Below are 13,420 nucleotides of genomic sequence, written 5' to 3'. Positions count from 1 at the left end.
ATGTGGAGATTCGCGAGGAAGCGAGGGATCAGACTGAGCCTTTGCCAATTGGCGGAGGCTAGCCCCGTAGCGGCATACCTGATTCGGCAGCATCCCCTGGCAGCCAGCAGTAGCCGCCTTGTATCCACTTCGTACCAGTTCCCGGTCCGGCCTGTGGTAATGTACCGCGGGACGCTGTTGACGCGCCCATACGCATCGTACTAGCAGATAAAGAAACCGAGGACACGCGGTGAAACGTTACGCACTACCACTTCTGACACTTGCAGCAGCTTTGACACTCACTGCGTGTGGCGGAAGCAATGCCGCCGAAGGCGACAAGACAGCGTGCGGGCTGTACAAAGAGGCCGTTGATATCTTCGCCACCATCGAGGATCGCTCGGCGCCGAATGAGGACGCACTGTCGCAGATCACCGACAAGCTCAATAATGCGGAACAAGCAGCGGAAGATCTTCACCTCCAGGACAAGCTCGTGCGGACAAGAAACAACATTGAAAAGTTCGGCGAAACCCAGAATCCTGGCATGCTTGACTCATTTGCCTCCCAGACAACCGGAATTGTCGAAAGGTGCCAAGAGCTCGGTGTCACAGTTAAGCTGACTGGGGACCTCCAGCCGCCCAGGTGATCGACACAGGACAGCACTTTGGCGCGTTTCTTAAGGTGTAGTCAAGGCGTCACCAACAAGCGCATCTGCTGTTCACTGCGATAGACGCAATTCCTCTGAAAACGAATGCGTCGAGCATTCAGGGTTAATGCCCGAAATACACCTGTTGAAGCTGCAAATACGGGAACTACCTAAGAAAGCCAACGTCCCGCATACACCACATAGCGGGGATGCCCTCATCGATTCAACGCAATCGGCCACCGATTGGGTCGCGTCGATCACCCCGACACCGCTACGACACGCCTTTTGAGTTCGTAGCCCCGTCACGATGGGCAATCGTGCTGCACCCCTCCGTGTCCATTGTGACAGCGTTCGTCTTACCGTCCACCACGGTGACGCTGATCCAGCACCACCACCAGGCTCACCCTTGCACTCGAGGAATGTTCAGGGGACGGGAGACACCCTCGGCTATATGCACACCAATTATTCGCCGGCCTGACGTCATCCAATTCGAAAGTATGGAGCCACCTGCGAGACTCGAACTCGCGACCGTCCGCTTACAAGGCGGGTGCTCTACCAACTGAGCTAAGGTGGCCAGCTCACATATCTTGCCATGAGCACACCAGTGAACACCAATCGAATCTATTGAGTGTGAAGAATCCCTCGAGACGACTACTCACCGCTTACGGCAAGCGCGAACCGCTTACTCAGCCATCCCCGAAATAATGTCGGAGGCAAAGTTCTCCAGCGTGAACGGAATAACCTTCGTGCCATCCTTCACGTATTCGGGGGTGCCGTACGAATCGCCGCGACCCGCGAACTTCTTCTCGCCCCATACTTTAGTGGAGTTCGCCAAGTAGGTTTGCACCGCATTGGCGTCGAAGGTCGAGACAACTTCGTCAGGAACTCCCACGGAACGGGCGAGTTCCGCCACCTTGTCAATGGACTGATCCATTGATTTGACGACGCGTGTATCGCCAGACGTCCACTGCTCATTGAAGAAGCCCATCAGCGCGTGATGGAACGCCACCCAGTGTTCGGGATCCTTCTGTGCAACGATCAGCGATGCTGTGGTCGCGGGTTTCGCGTAGTCCATGCCAACTGTTGTGACGGGCTGGTAGGCAATGTTGAACTTCCCGTCAGTAGCAGCCTGGACGATTTCTTCACCGCCCGCGGTGTCAACCTGCGCACATACGTGGCACGAGTAGTCAAAATAGATCGTCAGCGTCGGCAGGTTGGGATCAGGATCCTCAATGCCGTTGTGGGAGTACACCACCGGCGACGAATCTGCGTACGGTCCCAGCAGCGCTGCGGCCTCCTCGTCAGGCAGAGCCGAACCTTTCGGGCGATACGTCAGCATCACTGCCGCCACAGCTGCAACCACGGCGACAACAACCAGCACGACCACGCCGATGATGATGACGCGGGTACGCTTTTCCGACTTGAGCTGGGCTTCGCGCATCTCCCGCGCCTTCGTGCGCGTATCACGCGATGATTCTGACTTCGCCATCGGTTATGTGCTCCTCGCTTCGGGCAGATACTGATTTTCACGCAGGATCATTATGACGCGATGACCCACCTGACGCGAACCCAACAGGCCTGAGCATCCACAGCCGTCTCTCTCGGAAACCGCCGTCAGCACATCTAGGAAACCGTCGTCAGCCAGAACGCGACCGGGATGGCCAGGAAAGCCGCACTCAACAACGCACGCCCCCACCACGGCGGCGACACGGTGCGGAACACGATCGCCATTCCATCACGCACTGATTCAGTAAGCTCGAGGATCCTGAAGCTCATCAGCAGCACCAGTGAGACAGCCATCAGCGCCGTCAGCGGAATCATCTGAGTCGCAATTCCACTGGGATCGGAGAGTACCCCGCCCCATAGCACCAGGTCACCGGGCCATTGAAGGGTTTCCAGAGACATCTCAAGATAATCCCTCAGCACCGTCACAATGGCGATGGCCCACACGATCGCCGCCCATATACATGCGATCACCGAAGCGAGGGCTATGCTCAGCACACCGACCACCACCATGATCGGCACTTTGAGAAGTGTCATGGCCGTATCTCCCGGCCCCGGCCCGTTGCGATCCCTCTGCCGGTTGACCTTGCGTTCGCGGAACTGCCCGATCACACTGAATACCAGGAGGGTTGCGAGCACTGCGACCAGTCCCGACATGCCGTATGCGACAGGCAGCAGCGAGAGGGCCGCCATCAGGCAGGTCGACAAGACCCCCGTTCTCTTCAGAGGGGGAGGTTGCCATTCAGGTTCACCATCGGTTTCCTCGACGTCCCCTTCGCCCGGCTCCGCCAGTTCGAGGGGCGCAGGCTTGTCCACCGTAATTGTCGAGGGTGACTGCGCATCATCCCACGTCGGAAGTTTCTTGAACGACTCGCCGCCCTTGTTGACCAGGAAGGGGCCTGCGCTTTGCCACCCTGGTTGCGCCTCATCGGGCGGAAGCGGAGGCACGTCGGTGGGGATGACAGCCGTCTGGTCGGGAGGAGACACTGGGTACGGTATCGTGACAGGCGGCTCCCACTGATTGGGCTGCCCGGCAGAGAGCTCTGGCTGGCCGGGTTGCGGTGCGCGATACACGTCAGTGCTCTGAGTCAGAGGCTGGGTGTACGCCTGATTGGTGGTCAGATCGGGATACTGTGTTGTCTCAGGCGTGTCACTCGTGTAGTCGTTCTCGTCAAATGATGAGGGCATGAATGTTGAGCCCAGGTCACCCAGGCTGGAAGTGACCAGTGAGCTCCCCGTCCATGTGTCTGAGTACTGATCAGTTTCGTCGTCGTGGCCGGAGCCGTATCCATCGCGAGCGTGCGAATCTGCCGCACCGTTCAGAACGGAGCACAGGCTTTCGAAGCTCATACGGTTGTCGACAGTAGGATCCAGGCATCGTTTCATGGACGATGCCAAGCGAGGAGGCAATCCCGCGATATCCGCATCACCGGCAAGGAGGCGCGAAATGATGACGCCGGGTGCTCCGCCTCCAAAAGGTGGTCGGCCGGTCAATGCGTGCAGGATCGTGGCGCTCAGGGACCACCAATCAGCCTGAGGAGTCACCGGACTGCCCGTCATTACTTCCGGTGCGGTGTAGCCCGCAGTGCCGGACACCAGTCCGGTCGCCGTCAGCCGGTCATCCCCATCCCCGACCGCGATACCGAAGTCGATGAGCACGGGGCCGCGTTCGGACAGAATGATGTTCGACGGTTTGATGTCACGGTGAACCACCCCTGCCCCGTGGACACGTTTGAGGATACGGTTCAGTGCTGTGGCCAGGCGCGCCACTTCGCTCAGTTTCATTGTCCCGCTGCGGATGCGCGAGGCGAGGGTTGGGCCGTTCACGTATTCGGTGACAACGAAGGGTTCAGCGGCTTCCGTTTCAACATCGAGGACGCGCACGACGCCGTCTGATCGGATTCGATTGACCGTGGCAGCTTCTCTGCTCAGACGCTGTCGGGCTTCCTCCGTGGCAGCCTGAGCCGGGTGCAGCATTTTCAGGGCGACTTGTGCTCCTCCATCGTCACGAGCCAGCCAGACAGTGCCGGCACCTCCCGTGCCCAGACGGCTGACCAGTTCGTAGCCGCCAACGCGTTGCCCGATATCCACATTCTTGAGCGTATCGAATGATGACGCTCTGCAGGACTTAGATTCGAGGAATTTCGACAATCACGTAAGAGCGGGCGCGGGAAAAGCTCCCAGTGAGACTGTGGGCCATGCGCGAGTCCAAGAATGACGAGACCTCTTTCACTCATGGCTGATTCTTGCACTGTCATAGCTGATGATGCTGGTCAGTGACATGCGCAACAGGACTGATTCACTATCTCAGGTATCCCCCGCTGTCGATCTCATGGTATTTTTAATCCAGTGCTTTCGTTCACAGGGGGAACGGCAGCATCGGCAGCGGTGAAGACGCCGTTGTCCCGGCTCTCTACTTGGATCGTCCGGCACGTACCTGTCGGTGGAGGTTAAAAACATGGCAACAGTAACGTTTGATAAGGCAACCCGCATTTACCCGGGTTCAGACAAGCCAGCTGTGAAAGAACTGTCCCTGGAAATCGCTGACGGCGAGTTCCTCGTCCTCGTTGGTCCTTCCGGCTGCGGAAAGTCAACGTCACTGCGTATGCTTGCTGGTCTTGAAGACGTCAACTCTGGACGCATTTTCATTGGTGACCGCGATGTCACCGATGTTCAGCCCAAGAACCGCGACATTGCAATGGTCTTCCAGAACTACGCTCTGTACCCGCACATGACTGTGCGCGACAACATGGGCTTTGCTCTGAAGATCGCTGGCACGGATAAGAACGAAATCCGTGAGCGCGTGAACGAAGCAGCACGCATCCTTGACCTGGAGCCCTACCTGGACCGCAAGCCGAAGGCTCTGTCCGGTGGTCAGCGTCAGCGAGTCGCAATGGGACGTGCAATTGTTCGTAAACCGCAGGTGTTCCTGATGGACGAGCCGCTATCCAACCTGGATGCCAAGCTGCGTGTGCAGACTCGTACCCAGATTGCATCTCTGCAGCGCGAACTCGGTGTTACAACCGTGTACGTGACCCACGACCAGACCGAAGCTCTGACAATGGGTGACCGCATCGCGGTTCTCAACAACGGCATCCTTCAGCAGGTTGGCACACCTCAGGAAATGTACGAACGCCCCGCCAACGAATTCGTCGCAGGATTCATCGGTTCACCTGCAATGAACCTGGGTCGTTTCAAGGTCGAAGGCAACTGGGGCGTCCTCGGAACTGCTCGCGTTGCCCTGTCGGATGCCACCATTGCGGCTCTGAAGCCAGAAGACAACAACACGGTCGTCATCGGTTTCCGTCCTGAGGGACTTGAGCTGGTTGGTGAAGATGTCGAAGGCACCATTCCGATCGAAGTCGACTTCGTTGAGGAACTCGGCTCTGACGCCTACATCTACGGACACCTTGCAGGTGTCGAGGGAGGCCACGGCCTTGGATCGGGTACCGACGAGAATCCTGATGAGAATAAGGAAGACAAGAGCGATCAGTTGATCGTTCGCGTTCCTCCGCGTACCGCTCCGAAGCCGGGATCTGTGATCCACGCTCGCGTCATTCCTGCGCAGCAACACAACTTCTCGGCGGCAACTGGCGAGCGTCTGCCTGCCTAAGTCAAGACTCACGAGGGTCAGCTGACGATGCAAATCTGATGCTGTTCCCCCACTGAAATATCACCGGTGGCTCGCCCCAACATGGGGCGAGCCACCTTTTCGTATCTCTTCTAGACACAAATTTTACACTCTGTCAAATTTGGATCGAACACTTTGCTCTTCACTGGTGCAGTTGAGGGCTTGGTGGAGGCAAGCAGCGTTCTACCAGGGGCTCTAGCTCTCGTGGGGAGTACGACAAGGTGGAGCGGTCCCAAAAATTTGCTTGCATATCGGTTCAGCTTCGAACAGGCCGTTGATGGTTTCAGGCGAGGGCTTCCGCGTCAGAATCATATACATTACCCGTTGCCGGTTTATTCCTGTACGTCAGCGACGTTTGTCGTTTGAGAAAACACACGCTGCCATCGGCCCACCATCGGCAGGACGATCCGCAACCATCCTGACCTCGCAGTACCTCAACTCCCGCCAATACCTCCCAACCACATTCCCAAACCTCCGAAACACGTAGAACAAAACCGCAACGCTTCGTTTCAAGACCACTGAGGGAATCTTCAGCGCACTATTTGCCTGACTCATCCTTCCACGAGCACTTGTCACGACCCCCTTTGTCTTTACTCCAACCTAGTGGTAAGCTTTCGTTGATTGTCTCTCACAGTTGCACGGCAGCATAACTCAAACCCATTGACAGGTGATCACATGTTTATTGCACCCTCTCGTCCAGGGCACAGTCCGACACGCACTCGCACATCGACTTTCACACATTTGGCAGCATTATGCGCGGCAGCGCTCGCGTGTACCTCGAGCCTCGTAGTTGGTTTCGTCTCCCCGACTTGGGCTGATGACGCCGCCTCCGACTCTCCCGAAGCCTCCAATACCATTGCAGATTCACCGCAAAGCGGTACTGAATCGCCCTCAGAGCAGGGAGGCCTTCATATTCCTGAAAATCCGGGAGATCCCGCTGTTGTCGGTACTGTGGAAGATGAAGACTACTCCACAGCAGCCGACGCGCCGATGCCTGGAGCTGCCCCATTGATGACAGCGCCGGCCACCGATTCAGCACGCACCAGTACTCAACGGTCAGCCGCAACCGAATCGGCGCCAGATCCTGAACGCACTGAGGTCTATTGCTACACGCCTCAGCAAGATCTCACGTGCAGCGAGGACCAATTCCGTTCACTGATCACACAGGCTGGCTCCACACCAACTCGCATCGTTCTGGGAATGGTCGGCCCCTATCTCACCGACACTGTCACGATTCCACGCGGAGCTGACATTGAGCTGGTCAATTATCCTGCCAATGCGTGGGGAGCCAATTCCTCGTCGCTCATCGCTGAGGACGGGTTCAGAGGTTCTGCTCTGTTCAACGTCGAGGAAGGCGCTACCCTGACCATTTCTGCTCAGCCCGAAGGCGGCGAGATCGAGATGGGCGCTCGCGGCGAGTACGTTAAGAATGGGCAGATCCTTGTCCACTCACGAGGAGCATTTGTCCTCAATCAAGGCACGCTCAGCGGCGTACGCGACCACTCAGGATCTCACATCGGTGCAGTGACCGTCACGGGTTCCAAAGCTTCGTTCACCATGAATGGCGGCACCATCACCGATAACCACAGACGACAAGATCCCACCACTACTCAAAACGGTGCAGGCAATATCGCAGTCAGCGATGGTGCAACGTTCATCATGCATGGAGGACTCATCACCGACGGTTGGGGCTCAGGCGTCAGTGAGCACTCACCGTACGACTACGGTGAAGCAGGAGGGGTCGGCCTGTACAACGGTGGCCACATGGTGATGAATGGCGGTGAGATCTCCAGCAACAACGGCTTCGCCGGAGGCATTCTCGCAATGTCGTGGCCGTTCTCGAAAGAAGAAGCTGAACAGACCAAAGAATCAGCACGCAATACAGTAGAAATCAACGGCGGAACGATCACCAACAACACCAGTCGATTCAGCGGCGGCGGAGTTTTTTCATTTGGCAACTCCGTTGTGACAATGAACGGCGGAACGATCACCAATAACACCGCTCCCAATGGAGGCGGCGTAGGAACATTCGATGACTACGTACAAGGCGCTGAAAAGACATGGGCAGAGATCCCCAGCACAGGAAAGCAGGCTGGGTACACCCCTGATGCCTGGGCAGACCTTTCTCCGGCAGCTTTTATCATGAACGGCGGGACCATCTCCCATAACAGTGCCTCTCGCACCGGCGGCGGTATCAACATTGTTAGCAACCGCGTTACTTTACGCGGTGGAAACATCGAAGCGAACACGGCGAAGCAAATGGGGGGCGGTGTCTACGTGGCCACCAAGTCCTACTCAGCGCACTTTGAAAACGTTGCAGTTAACCATAATGACGCGGGGTATATCGGTGGCGGAGTGTGGGTCTGCCCGACCGGCTCCATCGACTTATACGTGACAGAAGGTGCCGGGATTTTCAATAACTCTGCCAGCCATTTCGGTTCCGATATCGCCCACGACAATTACGGTTCCGCCGGGTCGATCAATTTACGCTTGGCCAATCGTATGCTGGGTGGCGGCGACGTCACCTACTACTTCGATAACAAAGACCAACGTTTCTCCCCAGAGGCTCCAGGCGACCCGCAAGATTTCTGGGATCGGCCGCTCCGAAATGAGGGTCTCCACTCAGAGGCTACAGATCACACGAAGAATGATGCATCAGCGCTGGCCAAGCTCACAATCACGAAAAACAGTGCCGAACGAGGTGCAGGAATCGGTTCAAACGGCAACGTCACTTTCGGAAAACCCGACACAGTTGATCTGGAAGTCGCTAAGCAGTGGCATGACAGTGAAGGCACCGAGATTCCCGGTGCGTCGCCCTCGTTGCCCTCAAGCATCACGATCCAGTTGATGCGCCAAATCGGGCAGCACGATCCGACTCAGCTCGGCGATCCCATTACCATTACTCCTGATAAGGACGGCAACTGGCGTCACACGTTTAAAGGCCTGCCAACAACCCTCATCAACGCTGGCAGCGACGAGGCTGAAGAGGTTACATATTCAATTCACGAGTTGCACGTCGACGGCTATGATTCAGTCATTTCCCCCATCACCATGATTTCGGATGCCCCGCAGGTGCGCGCACTCACCATCACGAATACGCAGACTCCAATGACTGTGACGGTCAATAAGATCTGGCAAGATGTTGATGGCGAAATGCTTGAAGGCACCTCCCCCGCCATCCCGGACAGCATCACGGTCCAGCTCACCCGGCAAATTGGCGAGGGCGACCCAACCAACGTGGGCGACCCCGTCACCATCACCCCCGATGCTGACGGCAATTGGACTTACACCTTTACGAACTTGCCACGAACCGTTGCAGGCGAGCCGGTTCGGTACGCAGTGGCCGAGACGCCAATCGAAGGATTTGACTCAGCTGCGCAGCAGACAGCAACGCAGGAGGGCTCTCACGATGTGGTGGTGACACTGACGAACAGGCAGAAGCCACCGACACCGCCTACTCCACCAACCCCGCCGACACCCCCGGCACCGCCTCGTCTGGTGAAAACGGGAGCTGATTCCACGGCGCTGTGGTTGTTCGGCGCACTGGGCGCTGCAGGAGTCGCTGTCAGGGCTGGAGCGCGTTTACGGCGCAGGGCTGAGAGATGAGAAGCTGCCCTGATGGCGAAGACCACGCCCCTGCACGGTTTTCACCATCAGGGCTGATCACCTGATCGTACAGCTTTCGCTGGAAGGTAGGGCGATATCGAGGACGACACGGATCGCCGTCAGGCCCCCATGGTCAGTGATCGTCGCGATAGCGTTCGACCCGCAGATGCAGCGCGTACTTCTCACGTAGCTGCGCGATCTGCGTCATCATCTCTGAATGGTGATGCCGGTCAAGGGCTTCTTGGTCATGCCAACGGTCGATCAACAGAACCGTCTCCGGATCATTCATCGGGAAGAAATACTCGTAACGTTCATTACCTTCCTGGGCGCGAACTCGATCAACAATGCCGCTGGTTACCATCTCCTGAGCAAATGCGCGGGCGCTCCCATTGTGTCCTGTGTAATACAGATTAACCGTTAGGCTCATCGTGACCCCCTGTGTCGCTACGTCCAGCGATTTACCGACCAGCCTATTCCTGGCGGCCTGTTCACGCGTTCTGTCCCCTTCACAAGGTATTGTCATGACAGGAGGGGCCAGCTGCGGCCGCTCCTCAGGCCATCATGGAAGGATGTCAAATGCGTCGTCTAGTTGCATCAGGCATTGCAGTGGCATGCCTCAGTCTCCTCGCACCGCTTACAGCGCACGCTGAGAGCGCCACCGCATCTGAGTCACCCTCGACCCCGCACACTATTTTGCAGCTGGGCGATTCCTACTCGGCCGGGAACGGCGCGCAGAACTACACGGACACGAACTGTTACCGCTCGCCCAATAATTACGGTGCTGTCACCGCTGAACGCCTTGGCGCCTCGTACACAAACCGTGCCTGCTCAGGTGCACAGTCGAAGGACTTCTACTCCTCACAGTCCCTGGGGTGGAAGAAGTCGGTGACGAAGACCTACGTTCTACCCAAGTCGACCTACCCTGACCAGCCCGCTGAATGGCAGCGCCGCGTCGAAGAATCCCAGATCTGCGGCGTACTTCCCGAGGGGAACTTCACGTGGGATATTCGCCAGGTCGCTCCCGCACCTGCCGGTTCTCTCTACACGGCCACCGCCGAATGCCACCTGTACGCGCTCCCTCAGCTCGACGCCGTCACCCCCGACTATGACTCCGTGTTCCTGACAATTGGCGGCAACGATGCCAACTTCTTCGGCATCATCGTGTCCTGCTTCATCGGGCGTGATGCCTCGTCCTGCCAGCAGCGCATGAACGAGGCTACCGTCACCGTCGACACCTTCCGCACGCGCCTCACCACCCTTCTGAGAGATATTGACGAGCGTGCCGCCGGCAACGCTGACATCTATCTGCTGTCCTACCCGGATCTGCTGAGCACGCCGTCCTACATGCTTCCCGAAGGTCCTGCAGGTTGGTTCGATGCCGGCACCACGCTGCGCACCCTCCAGGCTCGCTACACCGACCTGCAGTCCAGCATCATCAGCGATCTGAACAAGGCCAATGGGACGACCCGCTTCCACCTTGTTGACATTCGAGACGCCTTCGACGGGCACGGCCTCGATCCGCACATGGCGGCGTCCCAGGATCATTCCTGGATCTCAGCACCTTTCGCCTCCACCGACCTTATGGGCTACATGCATCCCACGCCCAGTGGCTGGGCAGCGGAAGCCGACACGCTCACCGACGCGATTCTTGCGCAGCGTTAAACTCGCGCACAAGGCAGAAACCGGGTTGGCCAGTCGCTCCTCGTGATCTTTCACTCTCAACGAGGGCGACCCCACCCCGCGCATCTGCAAGCCGGCGTCCGCCGGTCCATCCATGCGTCCCACATGACACGCCAATAAAGTGCGAGAATAGACCTATGCCTCAGTCCATGGAGATCACTGCTGCACGCGTCGATCCTGCGTTGCTGGACCTTCCGTGGGAAGTTCCGCTGGAAGACTGGCCCAGTGAGATTCTGGCCGCGCTGCCGCGTGGAATTTCGCGACACATCGTGCGTTTCGTCAACCTGTCCGGGCGCGTGATCGCCGTCAAGGAGATTGGCGAGTCGGTTGCCCACCACGAATATCAACTCCTGCGCGATCTCGTGCGTCTGGATGCTCCGTCCGTCCAACCTACAGCTGTCATTACTGGCAGACGCGACCCGCAGGGCGAAGAGCTCAACGCCGCACTGGTTACAGAGCACCTGCAGTTTTCACTGCCCTACCGCGCATTGTTCAGCCAGTTCATGACTCCCGACACGGCGACTCGTCTCATCGACGCGCTTGCCGTGCTGCTCGTTCGCCTCCACCTGCTCGGCTTCTACTGGGGCGACGTGTCCCTGTCGAATACACTGTTCCGCCGCGATGCCGGGGCATTTTCGGCGTACCTGGTGGACGCGGAAACCGGCGAGCTGCACCCGAACCTGACGCCCGGTCAGCGTGACTACGACGTTGACCTGGCGCGCACGAACATTATCGGTGAACTGATGGACCTGCAGGCTGGCGGTTTCTTTCCGGAGGACGAAGACCCGATCATCGTGGGTGACCGCATCCGTTCGCGCTACGAGGACCTGTGGCACGAACTGACCGCATCCGAATCCATCGAGCTGAATCAGCGGTGGAAGGTCGCTGAGCGCATCGAACGCCTCAACGACCTGGGTTTCAATGTGGGCGAACTGCAGATGGTGTCAGATATTGACGGCACGCACCTGACGATCACGCCAAAAGTGGTGGATGCAGGGCACTATCATCGACAGATCATGCGTTTGACGGGAATGGATGTGGGCGAACAGCAGGCACGCCGCATGCTGAATGATCTGCAAACGTATCGTGCGATCACCGGTCGTCAGAACATGCCCATTGAAATCGTGGCGCACGAATGGATGCGTGACGTGTTCGAACCGATCGTCACCGGCGTGCCGCCCGAGATGACCCGGAAACTCGAGCCGGCGCAGATTTTCCATGAAGTTCTGGAGCACCGCTGGTACCTCGCTCAGCAAGCCGGACATGATATCCCGCTCGCTGACGTCATCGATTCCTACACGCGTTCCGTTCTGCCTCAAAAGCGTGACGAGGCTGTGCTTCTCGATCCTGACCCGCTCGATACTGCAGAGTTGCCTGCCTTCCACAATGAGGATATGTATTAACGAGGGCGACATTGCACCGCCCCTGACTACGTCTGAAGGAGAATCCGTGTCTGAGTTTCCTCACCTTTTCGCCCATCGCGGGGCCTCATCCCTCGCGCCCGAAAACACGATGGGAGCGTTCGTCAAAGCGATGGAAGTCGGGGCTCGTCGAATCGAGTTCGATGTCGACATCATGGGCGATGGAACATTACTGGTCATGCACGACCAGACTTTCGACCGCACCACGTCCGGTACCGGCGGCTACTACGACAAAGGTTTCAAGGACCTGCGTCGCCTGGATGCGGGCGCGTGGTTTTCCGACACATATCGCTTTGAGCGAGTTCCTGAGCTGAGCGAGGTGCTCACGTTCCTGGACGCCAATCAGATGATCGGCAACCTGGAGATCAAGCCGTGCCAGGGTGGGCAGACGCTGCGCAGCGAGCTGATCGACCGTATTTGTGTGCTCGTGGCCGGTATGAAGAATCCGTCGCAGATCCTGGTGTCCTCCTTTGATCACGCCCTCCTCTGCGACTTTTCCGTCGCATGGCAGGCACATCACCAGGGCGGCCAGGCCAGCGCCTTCGGTACGGTGCATCGATCCCTCGATCTGGGCTGGCTCGTTGACCCCGAATCCGAGTCGATCACCAGTGCCGTCGATGCCGCCGCCAAACTGGGGTGCACAGCGGTTCACCCTGCAAATAAGGCTGTCACACATCGCGACGTGGAGTATGCCCGTCAGGCTGGCCTGGAAGTGAACGTGTGGACTGTCAACGATGTTGATCGCGCACGCGAACTGGCCGCATGGGGTGTCACGGGTATTTTCACTGACCGGGTTCAGGACTTCCCGGCTGAGGCTCTGCGCGCCTAGAAGACGTTGTGGCGCGTCGGCCGTATGCCGGTCGACGCGCCGTCTCCTTCTGGCAGTTTCTGATACGCCAGGTGCGCAGCGTATCAACGCACATTCGACGAATGGCCATCAGGCTACTACCATCAAAG

General features: G+C 58.0%; 9 protein-coding genes and 1 tRNA gene. 6 read left to right on the top strand and 4 right to left on the bottom strand.

Going from position 1 to position 13,420, the window contains the following annotated elements; translation table 11 throughout:
• Positions 1 to 229 precede the first annotated feature (229 nt).
• A complete protein-coding gene (locus AC1EJZ_RS02670; RefSeq protein ID WP_070727658.1) occupies positions 230 to 622 on the top strand; it encodes a hypothetical protein in 393 nt (130 codons plus the stop codon).
• Between the two features lie 498 nt (positions 623 to 1,120).
• Here AC1EJZ_RS02670 and AC1EJZ_RS02665 read toward each other — a convergent pair.
• The 3 genes from AC1EJZ_RS02665 to AC1EJZ_RS02655 all read right to left on the bottom strand — a co-directional run bounded on the left by AC1EJZ_RS02665 (position 1,121) and on the right by AC1EJZ_RS02655 (position 4,216).
• A tRNA-Thr gene (locus tag AC1EJZ_RS02665) sits at positions 1,121 to 1,196 on the bottom strand.
• Between the two features lie 108 nt (positions 1,197 to 1,304).
• Positions 1,305 to 2,111 (bottom strand): DsbA family protein, encoded by an 807-nt coding sequence (locus AC1EJZ_RS02660; RefSeq protein ID WP_070727661.1) that lies wholly within the window; start codon positions 2,109 to 2,111, stop codon positions 1,305 to 1,307.
• A 134-nt stretch (positions 2,112 to 2,245) separates the two neighbouring features.
• Positions 2,246 to 4,216 carry a serine/threonine-protein kinase gene (locus tag AC1EJZ_RS02655; RefSeq protein WP_480293903.1) on the bottom strand — a complete coding sequence of 657 codons (1,971 nt, stop codon included), beginning with the start codon at positions 4,214 to 4,216 and terminating at the stop codon, positions 2,246 to 2,248.
• A 367-nt stretch (positions 4,217 to 4,583) separates the two neighbouring features.
• Here AC1EJZ_RS02655 and AC1EJZ_RS02650 point away from each other — a divergent pair, with 367 nt between their 5' ends.
• Both AC1EJZ_RS02650 and AC1EJZ_RS02645 read left to right on the top strand, forming a co-directional pair.
• Positions 4,584 to 5,738 (top strand): ABC transporter ATP-binding protein, encoded by a 1,155-nt coding sequence (locus AC1EJZ_RS02650; RefSeq protein ID WP_285014849.1) that lies wholly within the window; start codon positions 4,584 to 4,586, stop codon positions 5,736 to 5,738.
• Between the two features lie 693 nt (positions 5,739 to 6,431).
• Positions 6,432 to 9,362, top strand: coding sequence for a Cna B-type domain-containing protein (locus AC1EJZ_RS02645; protein ID WP_480293902.1), 2,931 nt, complete (start codon positions 6,432 to 6,434; stop codon positions 9,360 to 9,362).
• Between the two features lie 133 nt (positions 9,363 to 9,495).
• Here AC1EJZ_RS02645 and AC1EJZ_RS02640 read toward each other — a convergent pair whose 3' ends face one another.
• Positions 9,496 to 9,789 (bottom strand): putative quinol monooxygenase, encoded by a 294-nt coding sequence (locus tag AC1EJZ_RS02640; protein WP_058237888.1) that lies wholly within the window; start codon positions 9,787 to 9,789, stop codon positions 9,496 to 9,498.
• A gap of 149 nt (positions 9,790 to 9,938) precedes the next feature.
• Between AC1EJZ_RS02640 and AC1EJZ_RS02635 the strand changes: the two genes are divergently transcribed.
• The 3 genes from AC1EJZ_RS02635 to AC1EJZ_RS02625 all read left to right on the top strand — a co-directional run bounded on the left by AC1EJZ_RS02635 (position 9,939) and on the right by AC1EJZ_RS02625 (position 13,292).
• Positions 9,939 to 11,024 (top strand): SGNH/GDSL hydrolase family protein, encoded by a 1,086-nt coding sequence (locus tag AC1EJZ_RS02635; RefSeq protein WP_058237276.1) that lies wholly within the window; start codon positions 9,939 to 9,941, stop codon positions 11,022 to 11,024.
• Between the two features lie 155 nt (positions 11,025 to 11,179).
• Positions 11,180 to 12,445, top strand: coding sequence for a DUF4032 domain-containing protein (locus AC1EJZ_RS02630; RefSeq protein ID WP_257525571.1), 1,266 nt, complete (start codon positions 11,180 to 11,182; stop codon positions 12,443 to 12,445).
• A 46-nt stretch (positions 12,446 to 12,491) separates the two neighbouring features.
• A complete protein-coding gene (locus tag AC1EJZ_RS02625; protein WP_058237277.1) occupies positions 12,492 to 13,292 on the top strand; it encodes a glycerophosphodiester phosphodiesterase family protein in 801 nt (266 codons plus the stop codon).
• The last annotated feature ends 128 nt before the right edge of the window (positions 13,293 to 13,420 follow it).

It is taken from the genome of Pauljensenia sp. C0170B5 (assembly GCF_056590195.1).
Note: the sequence above shows the minus strand (reverse complement) of the source record. Positions and strands in the feature narration are given on the sequence as shown.

Excerpts from the sequence above, each read along its gene's own strand:
- AC1EJZ_RS02660 (WP_070727661.1), bottom strand. The coding sequence starts at position 2,111 with ATGGCGAAGTCAGAATCATCGCGTGATACGCGCACGAAGGCGCGGGAG.
- AC1EJZ_RS02650 (WP_285014849.1), top strand. The coding sequence starts at position 4,584 with ATGGCAACAGTAACGTTTGATAAGGCAACCCGCATTTACCCGGGTTCA.
- AC1EJZ_RS02645 (WP_480293902.1), top strand. The coding sequence starts at position 6,432 with ATGTTTATTGCACCCTCTCGTCCAGGGCACAGTCCGACACGCACTCGC.
- AC1EJZ_RS02640 (WP_058237888.1), bottom strand. The coding sequence starts at position 9,789 with ATGAGCCTAACGGTTAATCTGTATTACACAGGACACAATGGGAGCGCC.
- AC1EJZ_RS02635 (WP_058237276.1), top strand. The coding sequence starts at position 9,939 with ATGCGTCGTCTAGTTGCATCAGGCATTGCAGTGGCATGCCTCAGTCTC.
- AC1EJZ_RS02630 (WP_257525571.1), top strand. The coding sequence starts at position 11,180 with ATGCCTCAGTCCATGGAGATCACTGCTGCACGCGTCGATCCTGCGTTG.